This window comes from Aeromonas sp. S12(2024), assembly GCF_041402305.1.
GTDB lineage: Bacteria > Pseudomonadota > Gammaproteobacteria > Enterobacterales > Aeromonadaceae > Aeromonas > Aeromonas veronii.
The window spans coordinates 47,405-65,309 of the sequence record NZ_JBGLRB010000021.1 but is presented as its reverse complement, the minus strand read 5'-3'; the positions used below and the strand labels follow the sequence as shown (position 1 = coordinate 65,309).

General features: G+C 61.4%; 17 protein-coding genes and 1 tRNA gene. All 18 read left to right on the top strand.

Features of this window, described 5'->3' with window-relative positions:
- Window positions 1-5: 5 nt before the first annotated feature.
- Window positions 6-776 carry an amino acid ABC transporter ATP-binding protein gene (locus ACB035_RS18015; RefSeq protein ID WP_371167844.1) on the top strand — a complete coding sequence of 257 codons (771 nt, stop codon included), beginning with the start codon at window positions 6-8 and terminating at the stop codon, window positions 774-776.
- Window positions 769-1,566, top strand: coding sequence for an amino acid ABC transporter permease (locus ACB035_RS18010; protein ID WP_371167843.1), 798 nt, complete (start codon window positions 769-771; stop codon window positions 1,564-1,566). The genes ACB035_RS18015 and ACB035_RS18010 overlap by 8 nt, the downstream gene beginning before the upstream one ends.
- A gap of 2 nt (window positions 1,567-1,568) precedes the next feature.
- Window positions 1,569-2,390 (top strand): transporter substrate-binding domain-containing protein, encoded by an 822-nt coding sequence (locus tag ACB035_RS18005; protein WP_371167842.1) that lies wholly within the window; start codon window positions 1,569-1,571, stop codon window positions 2,388-2,390.
- Window positions 2,390-3,295 (top strand): amino acid ABC transporter permease, encoded by a 906-nt coding sequence (locus ACB035_RS18000; protein ID WP_371167841.1) that lies wholly within the window; start codon window positions 2,390-2,392, stop codon window positions 3,293-3,295. Before ACB035_RS18005 ends, ACB035_RS18000 begins: the two co-directional genes overlap by 1 nt.
- Complete coding sequence (mepA, locus tag ACB035_RS17995) at window positions 3,289-4,026, top strand: penicillin-insensitive murein endopeptidase (protein WP_005359850.1); 738 nt, start codon at window positions 3,289-3,291, stop codon at window positions 4,024-4,026. Before ACB035_RS18000 ends, mepA begins: the two co-directional genes overlap by 7 nt.
- Window positions 4,027-4,111: 85 nt before the next feature.
- A complete protein-coding gene (locus tag ACB035_RS17990) occupies window positions 4,112-4,702 on the top strand; it encodes a LemA family protein (protein WP_005346564.1) in 591 nt (196 codons plus the stop codon).
- Window positions 4,699-5,424, top strand: coding sequence for a YgcG family protein (locus tag ACB035_RS17985; protein ID WP_005337195.1), 726 nt, complete (start codon window positions 4,699-4,701; stop codon window positions 5,422-5,424). The genes ACB035_RS17990 and ACB035_RS17985 overlap by 4 nt, the downstream gene beginning before the upstream one ends.
- Window positions 5,425-5,444: 20 nt before the next feature.
- Window positions 5,445-6,062, top strand: coding sequence for a TPM domain-containing protein (locus ACB035_RS17980; protein ID WP_058058422.1), 618 nt, complete (start codon window positions 5,445-5,447; stop codon window positions 6,060-6,062).
- A gap of 145 nt (window positions 6,063-6,207) precedes the next feature.
- Window positions 6,208-6,295: transfer RNA gene (locus tag ACB035_RS17975), tRNA-Ser, on the top strand.
- 381 nt (window positions 6,296-6,676) lie between these two features.
- Window positions 6,677-7,435, top strand: coding sequence for a flagellar motor protein (locus tag ACB035_RS17970; RefSeq protein WP_005351127.1), 759 nt, complete (start codon window positions 6,677-6,679; stop codon window positions 7,433-7,435).
- A complete protein-coding gene (locus tag ACB035_RS17965; protein ID WP_106844513.1) occupies window positions 7,413-8,288 on the top strand; it encodes a flagellar motor protein MotB in 876 nt (291 codons plus the stop codon). The genes ACB035_RS17970 and ACB035_RS17965 overlap by 23 nt, the downstream gene beginning before the upstream one ends.
- Window positions 8,289-8,451: 163 nt before the next feature.
- Window positions 8,452-10,590, top strand: a complete 2,139-nt coding sequence (locus ACB035_RS17960) for a TonB-dependent hemoglobin/transferrin/lactoferrin family receptor (protein ID WP_371167840.1) — start codon at window positions 8,452-8,454, stop codon at window positions 10,588-10,590.
- The gene (locus ACB035_RS17955; protein ID WP_371167839.1) at window positions 10,590-12,596 is read left to right on the top strand and encodes a prolyl oligopeptidase family serine peptidase; all 2,007 of its coding nucleotides are present in this window, start codon (window positions 10,590-10,592) and stop codon (window positions 12,594-12,596) included. Before ACB035_RS17960 ends, ACB035_RS17955 begins: the two co-directional genes overlap by 1 nt.
- Entirely contained in the window at window positions 12,593-15,040 is a 2,448-nt protein-coding gene (locus ACB035_RS17950) for a proprotein convertase P-domain-containing protein (RefSeq protein ID WP_371167838.1), read from the top strand. Before ACB035_RS17955 ends, ACB035_RS17950 begins: the two co-directional genes overlap by 4 nt.
- 59 nt (window positions 15,041-15,099) lie before the next feature.
- Entirely contained in the window at window positions 15,100-16,539 is a 1,440-nt protein-coding gene (locus ACB035_RS17945) for a DUF1566 domain-containing protein (protein ID WP_111899620.1), read from the top strand.
- Window positions 16,540-16,552: 13 nt separating this feature from the next.
- Entirely contained in the window at window positions 16,553-17,122 is a 570-nt protein-coding gene (locus ACB035_RS17940; RefSeq protein WP_371167837.1) for a DUF1566 domain-containing protein, read from the top strand.
- A gap of 41 nt (window positions 17,123-17,163) precedes the next feature.
- Window positions 17,164-17,400 (top strand): hypothetical protein, encoded by a 237-nt coding sequence (locus ACB035_RS17935; RefSeq protein ID WP_371167836.1) that lies wholly within the window; start codon window positions 17,164-17,166, stop codon window positions 17,398-17,400.
- Window positions 17,401-17,500: 100 nt separating this feature from the next.
- Complete coding sequence (locus tag ACB035_RS17930) at window positions 17,501-17,905, top strand: NADH-quinone oxidoreductase subunit A (RefSeq protein ID WP_005344919.1); 405 nt, start codon at window positions 17,501-17,503, stop codon at window positions 17,903-17,905.

The window sequence follows — 17,905 nt, the reverse complement described above, 5'->3', positions numbered from 1 at the left end:
CGTAAATGATTCTCAGTGGGACCCGCTTCTTGACCAGCTCGCAACCCTGTGTGCGCTTTTGTGGCGTCGACAAATTCTATGGCGACTTTCAGGCTCTTCATCACATCGATCTCACCATTGAACGGGGAGAGAAGTGGGTCATCTGTGGCCCGTCAGGCTCGGGAAAATCGACCCTGATCCGCACCATCAACGGGCTGGAGGGGATCGACGGCGGCCAGCTGTTCCTGTTTGGCGAGCCGGTAACCCCCGCCTACTTGCGTCGCCTGCAAGGTCGGGTTGGCATGGTGTTTCAGCAGTTCAACCTCTTCCCCCATATGACAGTGCTGGAAAACCTGATGGTGGCGCCGGTGCATACCCTGGGGTTGCGCCCTCAGGAGGCCAAAGCCTGGGCGCTCGGGCTGCTCGAGCGGGTGCGCATTCAGGCACAGGCCGACAAGTACCCCCACCAGCTCTCCGGCGGCCAGCAGCAGCGGGTCGCCATCGCCCGCTCCCTCTGCATGCAACCCGAGCTGATGCTGTTTGACGAGCCCACCTCCGCCCTCGACCCCGAGATGATCCGCGAAGTGCTCGATGTGATCCGCGAGCTGGCTGACGAGGGGATGACCCTGATCTGCGTCACCCACGAGATGGGCTTTGCCCGTCAGGTGGCGGATCGGGTGCTCTTTATGGATGAAGGGAAGATTATCGAGTCGGCCCCGCCCGCCCAACTGTTCAACGCCCCCCGGCACCCACGTACCCGGGCCTTCCTCGAACAGGTGCTCAGCTATCATGGCTAGGCTCAAACGCCCCCGCCTGCTCGGCTGGTTGTCAGGCACTGTGATGCTCTCTGCGCTACTGGGCTGGGCGCTCTATAGTGGCGCTCGCCAGATGGGCTATGAGTGGCAGTGGCCACGGGTGTTGCCCTTTCTCGGCGAATGGGATGAGGGAACTTTTTATGCCGGCCCCTTGCTAAACGGCCTGCTGGTCACTTTGCAGGTGGCGCTGCTCAGTCTGTTGGGCACGATGGCGGTCGGTCTGTGCGTGGTTAGCCTGCGGCTGCTCCCCTCCAGGCTCGGCCCCTGGCTCGCCATCGCCTATCTGGCGCTGGTGCGCACCACGCCCCAGTTGGTGCAGCTCTATATTCTCTATTTCTTGCTGGGCCCCATGCTGGGATTGGCCCCCCTTGCCTGCGCCGTGTTGAGCCTCTCCCTCTATCAGGGGGCCTTCACCGCCGAAGTGCTGCGTGCAGGTGTACAGGCCATTCCCAAAGGGCAGTGGGAGGCGGCCCAGTCGCTTGGCTTGTCACGGGCCATCACCCTGCGCAAGGTGATCCTGCCCCAGCTGGTGCGCATCACCTTGCCGCCACTGACCAACGAGCTGGTCTCCCTTATCAAACATTCGGCGCTGGTGAGTGTGATCGCCATCGTCGATCTGACCAACGAAGGGCGTACTCTGGTTGCCGATACGTTTCTGACCTTTGAGGTGTGGTTTACCGTGGCTGCCCTCTATTTGCTGTTAACCCTGACGCTGTCAGCCTGTTCGCGGGCGCTGGCCCGTCATCTGAATCCGGATCAACAAGGACGCTAACCATGAATCTGTCATTCAAGACCACCCTGTCGGGCGCTGCCCTGCTACTGACAAGCCTGCTCACTCCGGCACTGGCAGAAACCGCCCCCTCCGACACCCAGGCACAGATCGAGCAGAGCGGTACCCTGCGAGTCGGCATGTCTACCTTCGCCCCTTGGGCGATGCGCGACAAGCAAGGGGCGCTGATCGGTTTTGAGATTGACGTGGCCCGTCGCCTCGCCACAGATAACGGCTGGCAGGTAGAGTTCGTGCCTACCGCCTGGGATGGCATCATCCCCTCCCTGCTGGCGAAAAAATATGACGTCATCATCGGCGGCCTCACCATCACCCCCGAGCGGGAGAAGAGCGTGCGTTTCACCCAGGCCTACTCCCACTCGGGGGTGCAGCTGGCCGCCTCCAGCGCCATGGCCAAAGAGAAGAAAACCGTGGCGGACTTCAACCAGCGCGGGGTGATCCTGGCGGTACGCCGTGGCGCCTCGCCAGTACAGGTGGCAAAAGAACACTTCCCCAAGGCCACCCTGCGCCAGTTTGATGACGAGTCACAGGTATTTCAGGAGGTGCTGAACGGCCGCGCCCACGGCGCCCTCTCCTCTTCCCCGAAACCCGAGCAAGAGGCGCTGCGCCACCCGGATGCCCTCTTTATGCCGTTTGCCGAGCCGTTGGCACAAGGCGATGAAGGCTTTGCCCTGCGCAAGGGGGATGATGCCCTGGCTGAGCAGTTCAACGAGTGGATCGCCGCCCGTCAGGCCGATGGCTGGCTCAAGGCGCGCCATGACTACTGGTTCAAGTCGCTGGCGTGGGAAGCACAGGTCGCCAACCCCTGATGCTGATTGCTCTAAAAGAGACCATCCGGCGCATCGTCCGTGGGCCATGTCGGAACATCAACTGGCTGGATGGGGCGATCGCCCTGATGCTGCTGCTGGCTGGCCTCTGGCTGGCCAGCCGCCTGCACATAGGGGTGGCCTATCAGTGGCGCTGGCATGAAGCCTTCGACCTGCTGTTCACCCCCGGCCCTCACGGCGAGTTGCCCTACTTTTTCAGCGGTCTGCTCACCACCTTGCGCATCGCCCTGCTCGGCATGGTGCTGGCGCTGCTGCTCGGCACTGCGCTGGGGGTAGCCGCCTTCAGCCGCCGCCCCTGGCTGGTGATGCCCGCGACCCTGTTTATCCAGCTGATCCGCAATCTGCCGCCGCTGGTCTTTATCTTCATCTTCTACTTTTTTATCGCCAACCAGCTGCTGCCTGCGAGCGGCCTCTCCCGCTGGTTCGGCACCGTATCACTCTCCCCGTGGCAAGAGGCGCTGTTTGGCCCACCAGCCCGCTGGGAGAACCTCATCTCAGGCACCCTCTGCGTTGGCATGATCAGCGCAGCCTTCATCGCCGAGATCGTCCGCGCCGGGCTGGCTGCCATCCCCCGTGGCCAGTGGGAGGCGGCGCAGAGCCTCGGGCTCTCTCCCTGGGTGCGGCTGCGCCATGTGATCCTGCCGCAGGCCATACTGCTGATGTTACCCCCCCTCACCGGTCAGCTCATCGCGCTGGTGAAGGATACCGCCATCGTTTCCCTTATCTCGGTGCAGGAACTCACCTTCGTCGGCACCGAGATGGCCAACTCCAGCGGACTGGTCTACGAGATCTGGCTGCTGGTGGCCGCAGCCTATTTATTTATATGTTTGAGTCTGTTCGTACTGCTGAGCCGACTTGAAGCAAGACAAGGAGCACGCACATGCTGACGTCGCTGTTGCTGGCGACTGTATTGCAAGCGGAAGCCATCGGTGGTTATGCCGCCGGTTGCCTGAAAAACGGCGTATCCCTGCCCCTCGAAGGGCCGGGTTATCAGGTGATCCGCACCAAGCGGCTACGCTACTACGGCCACCCCGACCTTATCCACTACCTGCAAGCGCTGGCCAACCAGACCCGCATGGCCGGGCTGCCGGATCTCTATATCGCCGATCTGGCGATGGCCCGGGGCGGCCCCTTTACCTCTGGCCATCGCAGCCATCAGACCGGACTTGATGCCGATATCTGGTTTCGCATGGCCAACCGTCCCATCAGCAAATGGGAGCAGGATGCCCCCAAGGAGTGGGCGCTGATCGACGAACCCAGCTACAAGATGTTGCCGGGTCGCTTTGGCCCCCAGCAGCTCACCCTGCTGCGGCTGGCGGCCAGCAAACCCGAGGTGGCCCGCATCTTCGTCAATCCGGTGATCAAATCCGCGGTCTGCCAACAGGCTGGTAACGAACCTTGGGTCGCCAAGCTGCGCCCCTGGGTGGGCCACTTCAGCCACTTCCACGTGCGGCTGCGCTGCCCGGTGGGCAGCCCCGATTGTGAACCCCAGGCTCCCATTCCGCCCGGCAATGGCTGCGGGGAAGAGCTGGCATCCTGGCTAAAAGACAAGCCCCAGTTGCCCAAGGTCTCCGGCATCAACAAGCGACCTGAGCTACCTGCGCGTTGTGGCAACTGACCCCAAGCTGGTATGGTGGTGCACTCTTGGTCGTACACCATCCATGGCGCACTATCGACTCGAAATACCAAAGGAGAACAACAAGATGGCCACATCACTCTGGCGCAGAACCACGCAGAGCCTGTTGACCCTGACCCTGCTGCTCGGCCTGACCGGCTGCGGCATGAACAATATTCCGACCCTGGATGAGCAGGTCAAGGCGAGCTGGGGGCAGGTGGAGAACCAGTATCAGCGCCGCGCCGACCTCATTCCCAATCTGGTCGCCACCGTCAAGGGCTACGCCAGCCATGAGCAGGAGACCCTAAAGGCGGTCACCGATGCCCGTGCCCGGGTCGGCAGCGTGCAGGTGAGCGATCCTGCCCAGCTCAAGGAGTTTGAAGCGGCGCAGAACCAGCTCTCCAGCGCCCTATCTCGCCTGATGGTGGTGGTAGAACGCTACCCCGAGCTGAAAGCGGATCAGCAGTTCCTTGCCCTGCAGGCCCAACTGGAAGGAACCGAGAACCGCATCTCGGTGGCTCGCCGCGACTATATCGAGGCGGTGCGCCAGTTCAATACCGAGATCCGCACCTTCCCCGGCGTTATCTGGTCCAAGCTGCTCTACTCGGATCTGGAGGCCAAACCCAGTTTCAGTGCCAAACCCGGTGCCGATGAGGCGCCCAAGGTCAGCTTCCAATGAAGATGATGCTGCGCTGGTTTCTTCCCTGTCTGCTGCTCTGGGCCACTGCCCTGCAAGCGGCACCGGACTTCCCGACACTGAGCGGACGGGTGGTGGATGAAGCCAGTCTGATGTCCCGCAAACAGGCCCATCAACTGACCCAACAGCTGGCCGCCTTTGAAAAGCGCAGCGGCATCCAGCTGGTGGTGGTCTCCGTCGATAGCCTCGATGGGGAGACTATCGAGGAGTACGGCTACCAGCTCGGTCGCCACTGGGGGATCGGCCAGAAAGGCAAAAACAATGGCGTGCTGTTGCTGATCGCCCAGGATGAGCGCAAGGTGCGGATCGAGGTAGGCTATGGATTGGAAGGCGCCCTGCCCGACGCCATCGCAGCCAACATCATCCATGGTCGTATCCTGCCCGCCTTCAAGCGCGGCGATATGGTGGCCGGGATCATGGCGGGCAGCCAGAGCATCATGAAGGCACTCGCCGGAGAGTATCAGCCGGTCGAGCAGCCAAAGAGTGACAACGGTGGCGGCCCTTGGCTGTTTATTCTGGTGGTGATTGCGATGATCGTACTCCACAACCTGCGCGGGGGTGGTGGCGGTGGGCCGGGAGGACGACGTCGGTCGGCCTACATGGCCGGTGGATTGGGTGCCGGCTCCTTTGGAGGTCGCTCTGGCGGCGGATTCAGCGGTGGCGGCGGCAGTTTTGGCGGCGGCGGAGCCTCCGGTGGCTGGTAACAGGAGTAAAGAGACAAATCATGATTTCTAAACAGTTCTTCCACACGCTTCAGGCCAAGGTGCGCGAAGCGGAGCTAGAGACTGATGCTGAACTGGTCACCGTGCTGGCCCCGGCCAGCGATGGCTATCGCTACATTCCCACCCTCTGGGCGGCGCTGCTGGCGATGCTCACCCCCCTGCTGGTGTTCCAGCTCGGCTTCTGGCTCGGCTGGTACGAAATCCTGCTGGTACAGTGGTCAGTCTGGCTACTGCTGAGCCTGCTGTTCCACTGGACCCCCATCAAGATGCGGCTCATCCCGAAGAAGGTTCGCCAGCACCGGGCGGCCCTGATGGCACGCCTGCAATTTGTCGAGCAAGGGCTGCACCGCACCCGCGACCGACTCGGGGTGCTGATCTTCGTCTCGGCCGCTGAGCACTATGTAGAAATACTGGTGGATGATGGCATCGCCCAGCATATCGACAACGGCCAGTGGCAGGAGATCATCGACGACTTCGTGGCGCGAGTGCGCAACAGGGAGATCGAACAGGGTTTTCTGGAGTGCGTGGAGCGCGTTAGCGCCATTCTGACCGATGCCTTCCCAGCCACCCGGGATCAAAACGAGCTGCCGGACAGTCTGATCATCCTCGACAAGCCCTGATCCGGTTTAAAAAACCGGCATTCTGCACAAGGGTTAGGCATTCGGAAAAGATTATGAAAAATAAGGGGAAAAGAGGTTGACCCACACAGCCCTTTCCCCTAAATTACGCCCCGTTCCAGCGCAACAGCGCAGCGAACGAAAATTTGGTGAGGTGTCCGAGTGGCTGAAGGAGCACGCCTGGAAAGTGTGTATACGGCAACGTATCGAGGGTTCGAATCCCTCCCTCACCGCCAAATTTAAAAAAACCGACCTCAGGGTCGGTTTTTTGCTTTCCGGCAAATACCTATGCCGACAAGTGAGCCAGAGCCACGCAGTGGCAGATCATCCACGCACTCATCCCCGGTTTGCAAAGCACTGATGGAACATCACTGCTTTTCGTATTGCCAGCTCCCGCCCCCTACCTTGCTTTTGTGATTGCCCCACCCGACAAGCGTTCCTTCCTGTCACAACAGGAGCAACAAGATGATTGCAATGCCATCTTATGGCCGCAACACGCCTTCTTTTATGGACGTTACCCAGCGCCCATTAATTGCTCAGCGATTGGATTTCATTTTGAAAAACTGATACTTAAGTAGCTACACTAGCCATTATCAACATGCAGGGACGTGTAAAAGATGAGCTTGATTGGCTTGGTACTGGCGTTGATCGCCATCCTTGGCGGCAACATGATCGAGGGTGGTCATCCCAGTGCACTGCTCGATCTGCCCGCATTTCTTATTGTGATAGGCGGCACCATAGGTGCTGCGCTGACCCAGTTCCCTTTCTCCGTCGTCGGCAGCACCATGAGGCGTTTCAAATGGCTGCTCTCTCCCCTCAAACTCGACCTGCTGGAACAGGCCCAGTTGCTGGAGACCCTGGCAGGCAACGCCCGCCGCAGCGGTATGCTGGCGCTGGAAGGGATGATCGAGGAGATCAAGGATCCCTTCCTGAAGAAAGGGGTGCAGATGATGGTCGATGGCTACGAGAAGGCCAAAATCCACGAGGTGCTGGAGAACGAGATCGAGTTCGAGCAGGAAGATCTCGAACAGACGGTCAAATTCTATGAAGCCATGGGCGGCTACTGCCCGACCATGGGGATCGTCGGGGCGGTATTTGGCCTGATCCACGCCATGGGTCTGCTGGATGCCCCCGACAAACTGGGTGGCGCCATCGCGGTGGCCTTTATCGCCACCATCTACGGGGTATCCGCCGCCAACCTGATCTTCTTGCCGTTCGGCAACCGCTACAAAGGGTTTGCCCACCAGATCCGCCACTACAAGGAGATGACCCTGACCGGCATTCTCTGCATCGTGGATGGCGAGTCACAGGCACGCCTGCAAGTTACCCTCGAACCTTATCTGGGAGGTCACGGTGGCCAAAAAGAAAAAGGCTGAAGCACCGGAGAACCATGAACGCTGGCTGGTCTCCTATGCCGACTTCATGACCCTGCTGTTCGCCCTGTTTGTGGTGCTCTACTCCTTTGCCATGGCAAAGCAGTCCGAAACCCGGGTGCTTATCCAGGGCTTTATCGAGTCGCTGGGTAAAATCGGCCTCATCTCCCCGCCTGCCGGCTCACCTTTGATGCAGGGGGGCACAGGGATTCTCGAACCGGAATCGAAGACCACGCCGAGCAGCCCGAAAGAAGAGACTGTACTGGAGAAAGATGCCCCCATGGCGGCATCGGACCCCTTCAACGAGACCATAGGTGCCTCTGAAAAACCGAGCGCCACCGAAGCCTGGCCCCACAAGACCAAGGAGCAGGAGTGGGTGCAGGTGACCAAGCAGAAGCTTGAGCAACAGCTAAAGGCCCAGATCGAATCGAAGGACCTGGAGGTCGAGCAGCTTGGCAGTCAGCTGGTGATCCGCATCGGCGAGAAGGCGCTGTTTCCCTCCGATTCGGCGTTCCTGCAGCCCCAGTTCATCCCGCTGGTCAACAAGATCGCCGGTATTTTGGCCAACATCCCGGGGCAGGTAGTGGTCACCGGTCATACCGACAACTCCCAAGCGCCGGTGGAGCTCTATCGCAACAACTGGGAGCTCTCGGTGCTGCGAGCCTCCTCCATCGTGCAGACCATGCTGACCAACCCCCAGCTGGATGCCAGACGAGTCATCGCTCAGGGTGTTGCCGACACCCAACCCCGCTTTGCCAATGACACCCCCGAACATCGCCAGGCAAATCGCCGGGTCGATATCACCCTCTCTCAAGGCAAGGCCGCAGAAGAGTCGCTGCAACTGCTCAAGCCCTGATCACCCCGCTCCCGCTTCGCGCGGGAGCCTCTTTTTTAAAAACAAATAACTCAATAATATCAAAACCATAAGCTCTTAATGATAATGATTGCCATTTATTGTCAAGTGGTCAGGCCTCTGCAATAATGCCGCCCTTCAGGCTTAAATAAAAACAATTATCATTATGAACAAACTGCTTCAGGCATGGCCGGCACTCCTGTGTGCCTCCGCTGGCGCGGCCGATCTTCCCCCTGTGGAGAAGGCGCGCAGCGACGATACCATCATTGTCACCGGGCAACGGGTACAACAGAAACTCTCCGATGTCTCCGGCTCCATCACCGTCATCACCCAGGAAGAGCTGGACCGTCAGGTCGCCAGCGAGCTGACTCATGTGTTTCGCAAGATCCCCGGTGTCTCGGTCACCGGCTCTGCCGGGCGACCGCAAAACATCAGCGTGCGCGGCATCGGGGGCAACCGTATCCTGCTGATCAAGGATGGGGTGCGCGTCAGCGACGGCTTTGGCGCCGACAACATCAATGACAAGGTGGGTCGCTTCAACTTCGACCTTGATGACATCAAGCAGATTGAGGTGGCCAAGGGGGCCGGCTCCTCCCTGCATGGCTCCGATGCCATCGGCGGCACCGTGGTGATGAATACCAAGCAGCCGGAAGATTATCTGCAACAGCAAGATAGCTTTCTGGCGGCCAAGACCCTCTACGGTGGCGACAGCAACAAGAAGAAGCTCAGCATGACCAGCGCGGTGCGGGCACTGGAGAGCGAACATCTGTTGCGCCTCTCCGGCTGGCGTGGCAACGAAACCGCCAACTTTGAAGAGAACCGCATTCCGGCGGATCTGGATGGCATGAGCGCCTCCACCAGCAGCCGCCTCCCCCTCAATGCCCATCACGCTCTGCGGCTGGAGCTGGACTACTACGAGGATCACGCCAAACGCCAGATGGGGCCCAAAGCGGTGCCCCAACCCGATGGCAGCTGGGACGTGGTCGGTTTTCAGGAAGATGGCGATCAGCGCACCCAGGGCGGCAAGTTCAGCTGGGAAGCCAGCGATCTGGGCATGGTCGATACCCTCAACTGGAGCCTGTTTGGCAACCAGTCACGCAACGAAGCCAACCAGCGCCAGCTGCTGCGCAACGATGCCCTGAGCGGCTATCCCAGATATCGCAGCCAGCGCACCCTCTCCACATTCGAGGAGCTGCGCCTTGGCAGTGAGCTGGAGCTGCAGAGCAAGCTGAGCACCGGCTCGCTGGATCACACCTTCAGCTACGGTGTGGAGCTGGAGCAGGCCAACCACAAGCGGCCGGTCAGCAATCTGACCCTGGAAGATGGCATCACCACCCAGGGACAGAAAGCCCCCTTCAGCAAGGCCGAGACCCGCCGCGATGGCATCTGGCTGAGCGATGTGATCGATCTGGGCAACTGGCAGTTTACCCCGACCCTGCGCTTTGACCGCCAGCGCCTGCGCGCACCGGACAGCAATCTGGCCGAGAACCACAGCGACCACATCTCCCCCAGTGTGGCGGCCAGTTACCGCTTCAACGAAACATGGCGCAGCTGGCTCAGCTATGCCAACGGCTTCCGCGCCCCCGCTTACGATCAGGTTTACGGCAACATTCCTCACTACTTTGCCATGCCGCCGTTCGAGATCATTGCCAACCCCAACCTCAAGGAGGAGACCAGCCACAGTCTGGAGTGGGGAGTGAATGGCCAAAGCGACAACTGGAGCGTCAAACCGGCCATTTTCTACAACCGCTACTACAACTTCATCGACTGGCGCCAGACCGGTTTTCGCCTCGATGACGGTGTCTTCCTGCGCCAATATCGCAACGTTGCCAAAGCAGAAACCTGGGGCGCCGAGCTGGCCGCCAGCCTCTGGCTGAGCGACGAGTGGGAGCTTTCGACCAATCTGGCCTGGATGGATGGCAAGGATCACCGCGGTGAGCCGCTGCGCACCCAGACACCGCTGGAAGGCAACACCACCCTGCGCTGGCAACAGCTCGACTGGGGGGTTGAGCTCAGTGGCAACTATGCCGCCGCCATGACCAAGGTGCCCCAGTGCGCCAATGCGCAGACTGGCTACAACGGTGCCTGCCAGAGCAGCGCAGGCTGGTTCAGTCTGGATCTCACCGGCGACTGGCAGATCACCGAGGCGCTCAAGGTCAATGCCACCATCGGCAACCTGCTCGATACCCGCTATGTCCGCTATCAGGATGTGGCCGGACTCCCGGCTGGCAGCGACACCTCCCTCTACAGCCAGAGCGGCCGCTACCTGTCAGCCAGCCTCAGCTACCGTTTCGTGGGGATGTGATGAAGCATCATGCAATCATGGCGGCCCTGTTGGCCGCCCCGTTGTCGTGGGCGCAAGAGGCCCTGCCACCGCCCATCCCGGCCCAACCACACCTGATTTCAGGCAATCCCGTACGCCAGGATCCCTACTTCTGGTTGCGGGACGAGAGCCGTAGCAACCCGGCCATTCTCGCCCTGCTCAAGCAGCAAAATCGCTGGAGCGAGCAGCAACTCGCCGCGCAGCAGCCGCTGGAAGCAACCTTGCGCGCCGAATTTGCCCGCCATCCGGCGGGGGAATCTGTGCCAGAGAACTGGCTTGTCCGCGGCGATCAGGCATGGCAGCTGCGCCCGGATGGCTCACTCTGGCAACGCCACGGGGGCAAGGTGCTGCAGCGGCTTCCCGCCAGAGCGGGTGAGGGTTATTACGAAGCGGGCGGCTGGGCCCTGAGCCCGGATAACCTCACACTGGCCATCGCCGAAGACAGGCGCGGCGATCTCGACTATCAGGTCACCCTGCTCGATCTCCAGAGCGGCAAGGTGCTGGCCAGTTTGGTGCAGCGCAGCGCTGATCTCGCCTGGTCACAAGATGGTCGCACCCTCTACACCATCGCCAACGAGCGCGACACCCTGCGCCCCTGGCAGCTGCGCGGCTGGCAGGATGGCCAGGAGCAGACTCTCTATGAGGAGCAGGATCCCGCCTGGCTGCTCAGCCTCTATCGCACCACGGATGGCCAGCATCTGGTGTTGCAGGGCAACAACCACGATAGCTCGGAGCAATACCTGCTCGACTCGGGCAAGCCGCAGCAGGTCAAACCCCGCCAGTGCGGGGTGGAATACTATCTGGACAGCCAATCCGGCTGGGTGATCAAGAGCAACCGGGAGGGGGCATTTGCCCTCTACTCAGCCAGCACGCCGCTCGGTGAGTGGCAGCGCCTCTGGCCCAGCGCTGGGGAAGATCTCGGCGATCCCGATAAGTGGCGACTGTTTGATCGCCATCTGGTGGTGCAGTTTCGCCAGCAGGGGGAGGATTGGCTCGCCCTGCTCGATCGCAACGGCCATGAACGCCAGCGCCTGCCGCTGGCCAGTGGCGCCGGTACCGGCTGGCTGCAAGGAGAACATGACCCGGCCAGCGACCGCATTCTGGTGCGCAGTCAGGGCTTGAGCCAGCCCCCCGGCCAGCGCTGGCTGGAGTTGACCAGCGGCCACTGGATCAACGACCAGCACACCGCAGGCAATAAAGCATTGCCCTATCAGAGCGAGCGGCGCTGGATCACTTCTGCCGATGGCACCCGGGTGCCTGTCTCGCTGGTGTGGCGCAAGGATCTGGCCCCTCGCGCCGTACTGCTCTACGGCTATGGCGCCTATGGCACGCCGATGCGCCCCTACTACCAGAAAGAGCTGTTGAGCCTGCTGGATCGGGGCTTTGTCTACGCCATCGCCCATGTGCGCGGCGGCGGCATGCTGGGGGAGCAGTGGACCCGCGACGGACGGGGCATCAACAAGCAGAACGGCATCAGCGACTTTATCGCAGCCGGTCACACCCTGCGCCACTGGTCGCCCGACTCTGCTCCCCTGCCCCTGTTTGCCATGGGGGGCAGCGCGGGGGGCACGCTGGTTGCTGCGGCCCTCAACCAGCAACCGACACTCTTTAGCGGCGCCGTGTTGCAGGTTCCCTTCGTCGATATGCTCGGCACCATGAGCGATCCTGCCCTCCCCTTGACCCGTCAGGAGTATCAGGAGTGGGGCAATCCGGCCAAGCCCGCAGAGTATCAGGCGATGCGCCGCATCAGCCCCTACGACAACCTGCACCGCGCCCCCTACCCGCCCCTGCTGGTCACTACCGCCCTGCACGACAGCCAGGTCCCCTACTGGGAGCCGGTCAAGTGGCTGGCCCGCCTGCGGGAGCACAGCACGGGCTCCGGCCCCTACCTGCTGCTGACCGAACTGGAGGGAGGCCACCGCGCCGGTGGTGGCGATCGGGCTCGTGAATTTGCCTTCTTGTTGCATCTGGCGGGGATCAATCAATGACCCTGCCGCTGATTGGGAGTACCACTATGAAACCCCTGTTGCCCGCCCTCTTGCTGGGGCTGGCTGGCTTTTCCACTCAGGCCGCCGAACTGCGTTTTGTCGAACAGGACGCCCCGGCCGATACCCACCTCTGGCTCGAACAGCAGCTCGGCGTCACCCTGAGTGATGCCCCGGCCTATCAGCGCCAAGGCAAGCTGGGCCACTATCTGCATTATCGCCAGCAGCTCAATGGCGCACCGATCGCCGGCCTGATGGCCGCCGTCAGTCTCGATGAGCAGGGTCGCCCGTGGCGCCTTTATCACAATACCCGGCTGATGCAGGCACAGGCGACGCCATGTGATGAAGCAAGCCGCGCCGGGGTGGATGCCTATACCGCCACGCTGGATGGTACGGTGTGGCAATTCGCTAGCCGTGACGAGGCCCAGCTCTGGTACTGGCAGGATGGCAACACCCTGACCCCCGCTTGGCGTCTGCTGGCGGTGGAAAGTCAGCCAGGCAACAGCAAAAGCAGCCACTGGCAGTTGTTTGTCACCTGCGATGGCAGCGCCCTGCTGGGGCGCACGCTGCAAGAGGCCAATACCCGTGCCGAAGCGGCACCGCTGGCAGGGGAAGCGGCCACGGTGCAGGCCCGCATCTTTGCCCTCGACCCACGCACCCAGCTACAAGATGGCAATTTGCTGTGGCGCCACGATCTGGTGCTGGACAACGGGGCCTATCGCACCGTGCCGCTCACGGTACAAAAGGTGGATGACACCTACCAGCTGAGTGGCCCACGCGCCCGGGTCGTGGATGGCACGGCGCCGGAAACTGCCCCCTTTAGCAGCCCTGATGCCGATGGCTTCCAGCTGGATCACCAGCAGCCCGCCTTCCTCGATATCAATGGCTACTACCATCTGGATCTGGCCCAGCGCCATGTGGAATCCCTGGGCTACCCGACGCTGATGGGCGGCCCCCTGACCATCGATACCGATGCCGGGGAGCAGGACAACTCTCTCTATGACCCCTTCCTGCGCCGGTTGGAAATTGGCCGGATAGGGGTGCCCGATGCGGAAGATCCCATGGTGATCTGGCACGAGTTTGGCCATGCGGTGCAGCACCATATCCTGCCCGACATGGGAGAAGAGGGTGACTGGGGCGCCATCGGCGAGGGCTTTAGCGACTATCTGGCCGCCAGCTGGCGCCAGCGTAGTCCAGAGGCTCGCCAGTTCGAGCCTTTCATGGTCTTCAACTGGGATGCCAGGATCAGCGGCCGGACGCCCCGTCAGCTCGATGATCTGCGGGCGCGCTATCATCCGGGCTTCCTCTATCCGGCTCACCTCACTATCAACGGTAGCAACGGCGACCAGCTGTGGGGCACTCCGCTCTTCACCGCGCTGCGCCAGGCCGTTGAACAGTATGGCGAGGTAGCCCGTGACGAGTTCGATACCCTGCTGATTGAATCCCACTTCGGCCTCGGCCCGCAGGTGCGGATGCCCCAGCTGGCGCGCGTCACCGTGGATACCGCCAACCGCCTCTATCCGGACCGCAGCTATGGCAAGCTGCTGGAGCAGGCCTTCCGCCACCACGCCCTGCTGCCCACGCCCATCGCGGCCCGCCTTGCCGATGACAGCTACCTGTTACCCGGGGAGAAAAAGAGCCTCGCCATCGAATTGACCAACCAGAGCGGCCGCCCCCTGACCGTGGCTGACGCCAGCCTGCTCCCGAGCAAGGGGCTCATGGGTGACGGTCACTGGCAGGGAGAGCTCAACGCCGATGGCACCGCCCGCTGGACCCTGCCGCTGGAAGCAGCGAGCAACCTGACCTGTGGCGAGGCAGTCACCTTGCCGCTGCAGTTCCAGCTCACCCTGCCCAGCCCCACCGAGCGCCAAACCCGCCTTGACCTGCAACTGCCGATCGGTGAACCGCTCTGGCAACGGGCCATCGGCCAGGGTGGCCAGATCAAGGATGCGGTGAGCGATGAGCGGCACGGCCTGTCCCGCTTCACTCTCACCCTGCCCGAGAGCAAGGCCCGCATCGACAGCGGATTCGTGGTCGCCCTCGATCTGGAGCACAGCAAGCTGGAGCAGCTGGAGATCTGGCTCACCTCCCCTTACGGCACCCGGATCAGCCTGTGGAACAAGGGCTACGCCAGCCATACCCGGCTCAAGGGGGAGTTTCCCCGTGAACTGGTACCGTTCGAATCACTGGACAAGCTGCACGGCGAACCGCTCGCTGGCCGCTGGCTGCTGGAGATCAACGACACCAGCGCCGGTGACACCGGTCAGTTGCGCAACTGGCGGGTAGCCCAGCAAGTCGGCGCCCGCTGCGACAAGGATGAAGCCCTGCCCAACACCGGCATCATTCCCCTTGAGCAGGATGAAGGGGGTGGCGGCACGACTTCCCCCCTGCTGCTGTTGCTGGCCCTCTGGCCCCGCCTCTGGCGCCGGAGCACCCCGCGCCGTTGAATCCTGCACCACGGGGGTTACCGCCCCCGTGAACCTGTGACCGAATCAAGGAATGTGAAGTGAAACCATCCGTACTGGTTATTGCAACCCTCTCAGCCCTGCTCAGCGCCTGTGGCGGCGGGGAAGATAACGCACCACTGGCGATCCCGGACTACCGGGTCGATGTCGCCCTGCCGACTGCCGGTACCCTGTGCGCCGATCTGGATCAGAACTGGCAATGTGATCCTGCCGACCCTGCCGTCAGCGGCGAAGGAGCTGTGGCCCTGGTCAGCCGTTCGGCCAACATCGTCAACTCGCCTCTGCTTTTCGTACCGAGGAGCGGAGGCCTGCTACTGGCACATCCGGCCGCCAAAGGGGATCCACAACGGCTGCAACCAACCCTGCTCAGTACCCTGTGGCAGAGCCGCATTGCCGAAGGGGTGGCCGCCGATCGCGCTCTGTCACTGCTGCTGGCCGATCTCGCGCCACTGCAACCGGGCAGCGACCGCGCCGCCCTCGCGGGCCTCGGCCAGTTTGATCAGGCGCTGCAGCAGGTGGCGATCAGCTTGCAGCAACAGGCCCGCGCACGACTTGCCAACGCCAAGGAGACCCAGTTGCTCACCACCAGCTATCGCGCCATCAGCCTGATGCTGGCGCAATTGGCTCAGGAGTGGCAACGCAACGGCCAGTTTGCTGAAGAGACCCAAAGAGAGCTGCTGGCCCTGCTGGTGCAGCAGCAGCCACGCAACCTGCTGACCGTCACCGGCGTCACCACCTTTAGCGATGGCAACGACCCGCTGCTGGAACAGGAACCCGCCGACTATCCGGGACAAGATGCCAGCTGGAATCGCACTCGTCCCCAACTTGCCTATCGCAAGCTCGATGATCGCGGTCAGGTGCTCCCCGACAACGCGCCGAGCTGGCAGTGCGTCAAGGATCTCAATACCGGTCTGGTGTGGGAGGTCAAATCGGATGATCCCTTGAGTCCTGACTGGAAAAGCAGACCCTTTGCCTATGAGGATGAGCAGTTCAAGGCGACCGCAGGCGAGCAGCAAGAGGCCTACCAGCATATTCATAAGAGGATCGAACAGCTCACCGCCGAAGGAGATCTGGCGGCCCTCGCCCGGGCACAGGCGCTGACCACCATGCTGACCACCCGCGCGTATCAGCAGTGGCTCAATGGCGAGCAGCGCTGCGGCATCAGCCAGTGGCGGCTGCCCACCATGGGTGAGCTGATGTCACTGATGCACTACGGTAGCCTGGCCAAGGACCCGCTGGGTCAGCGCATCATCGTGGATACCCGTTACTTCCCGGATATCGCCTCCTCGGAAGATGACACCTACCATGGCTACTACTGGAGCGCCACCAGCAACACCGCCCAGCGCTTCTCCGGTGGCCCCATCAGCAAACGCACAGTCCTGCTCTTGGGAGAAGATGCGGGCACCACCTATCCCGCGCGAGTGCAGCAAGATGAATATATCGAGCTGATGCAAGTACGACTGGTCGCTACTCCCCAATAATCCGAGGAATATCATGAGCCTTTATCGCTTTTCGTTCGCCATGATGGTACTGATGGCCCCCCTGGCCCACGGTGCTGCCATTTGTGATGACACCATGGATCGCACCGCCCCCTCTGCCCGTTTTCTTGACCATGGCAACGGCACCGTCACGGATCAACACACCGGCCTCACCTGGATGCGATGCAAACTGGGGCAGACATGGAGTGGCAGCAGTTGCCTGGGTGAACCGACCGTTTACTACTGGCAGCAGGGGCTGCAAGTGGCGGAGCGGATCCGCAGTGACAGCAGCCATGCACTCTATCACTTCGGCGGTATCAGCCAGTGGCGCCTGCCCGACATCAAGGAGCTGGCAACCCTGGTCGAGCATGCCTGCTACCAGCCCTCTCTCAATGAAGCCATTTTCCCGCGCGCCATGGCGGGGGGCGGTAAAGAGGTCAATGAGGGCTATGTCTATCTGATGAGCAGCACGGTGACCTCCGCCAATGGTCAGCGGGCGTATCTGGATATCACCTCGGGAGATATCGGTCTTCGCGCCATTGGCGCCTACCCAGACCAGGTCTTGCTGGTCGCCAATAAACCCTGACCGCCCCACGCTCGACACCGGAACGCGATGACAGGAGAGGCTTGAAAGCCTCTCTTTTTATTGCTCTTGCCGCCCCCTACCTAACCCGCCATCACGCTCTTCTCCCGCCTGTGCCCCCTGCCCGCGATACCGACCTGATCCGGCTTCGCCCGCGGCATTTACCCCTTTCAGGTGATGACGAGGAGCAGCTCTCTGCGCTTTCCAGGCCTTTCCCACCCGCCATAACCAGCAAAAAAGTGCGCTTCTTAACAAAATTTAATTACCGGTTAACCGATTAATAATTAACCCGTAAAAATGACATGTAAATCAGTGCGAAAGTGTCATAATGCGTAACATTATTGTTAAGTCGCTTGATTAATTTGGTTAGGAAAAACCTCTATGTTTGCTGATATTTCTGCTCAACATTGGGCTTTTGCCATTTATGTCATCGGTGCCATCACCATCTGTCTGGTGATGATAGGCCTCGCCGCCCTGCTGGGAGGTCGCGCCTACGGCCGCACCAAGAACAAGCCATTTGAATCTGGTGTCGACTCGGTCGGCAGTGCCCGCCTGCGTTTTTCCGCCAAGTTCTATCTGGTCGCCATGTTCTTCGTCATCTTCGACGTCGAGGCGCTCTACCTGTTTGCCTGGTCTGTCTCCGTGCGGGAGAGCGGCTGGGTCGGCTTTATTGAAGCCACCATTTTCATCGGACTGCTGCTTATCGGCCTGATCTACCTCTGGCGCATCGGCGCACTGGACTGGTCACCGCGCAAACCGCAGTTGAACAACAAAAACAGTGATTGA

What these genes read in the sequence shown, in the direction of transcription:
- ACB035_RS17960 (WP_371167840.1), top strand. Translation starts at nt 8,452, where the DNA reads ATGAACAAACTGCTTCAGGCATGGCCGGCACTCCTGTGTGCCTCCGCT.
- ACB035_RS18010 (WP_371167843.1), top strand. Translation starts at nt 769, where the DNA reads ATGGCTAGGCTCAAACGCCCCCGCCTGCTCGGCTGGTTGTCAGGCACT.
- ACB035_RS17940 (WP_371167837.1), top strand. Translation starts at nt 16,553, where the DNA reads ATGAGCCTTTATCGCTTTTCGTTCGCCATGATGGTACTGATGGCCCCC.
- ACB035_RS17985 (WP_005337195.1), top strand. Translation starts at nt 4,699, where the DNA reads ATGAAGATGATGCTGCGCTGGTTTCTTCCCTGTCTGCTGCTCTGGGCC.
- ACB035_RS18005 (WP_371167842.1), top strand. Translation starts at nt 1,569, where the DNA reads ATGAATCTGTCATTCAAGACCACCCTGTCGGGCGCTGCCCTGCTACTG.
- ACB035_RS18000 (WP_371167841.1), top strand. Translation starts at nt 2,390, where the DNA reads ATGCTGATTGCTCTAAAAGAGACCATCCGGCGCATCGTCCGTGGGCCA.
- ACB035_RS17950 (WP_371167838.1), top strand. Translation starts at nt 12,593, where the DNA reads ATGACCCTGCCGCTGATTGGGAGTACCACTATGAAACCCCTGTTGCCC.
- mepA (WP_005359850.1), top strand. Translation starts at nt 3,289, where the DNA reads ATGCTGACGTCGCTGTTGCTGGCGACTGTATTGCAAGCGGAAGCCATC.
- ACB035_RS17955 (WP_371167839.1), top strand. Translation starts at nt 10,590, where the DNA reads ATGAAGCATCATGCAATCATGGCGGCCCTGTTGGCCGCCCCGTTGTCG.
- ACB035_RS18015 (WP_371167844.1), top strand. Translation starts at nt 6, where the DNA reads ATGATTCTCAGTGGGACCCGCTTCTTGACCAGCTCGCAACCCTGTGTG.
- ACB035_RS17930 (WP_005344919.1), top strand. Translation starts at nt 17,501, where the DNA reads ATGTTTGCTGATATTTCTGCTCAACATTGGGCTTTTGCCATTTATGTC.
- ACB035_RS17970 (WP_005351127.1), top strand. Translation starts at nt 6,677, where the DNA reads ATGAGCTTGATTGGCTTGGTACTGGCGTTGATCGCCATCCTTGGCGGC.
- ACB035_RS17980 (WP_058058422.1), top strand. Translation starts at nt 5,445, where the DNA reads ATGATTTCTAAACAGTTCTTCCACACGCTTCAGGCCAAGGTGCGCGAA.
- ACB035_RS17990 (WP_005346564.1), top strand. Translation starts at nt 4,112, where the DNA reads ATGGCCACATCACTCTGGCGCAGAACCACGCAGAGCCTGTTGACCCTG.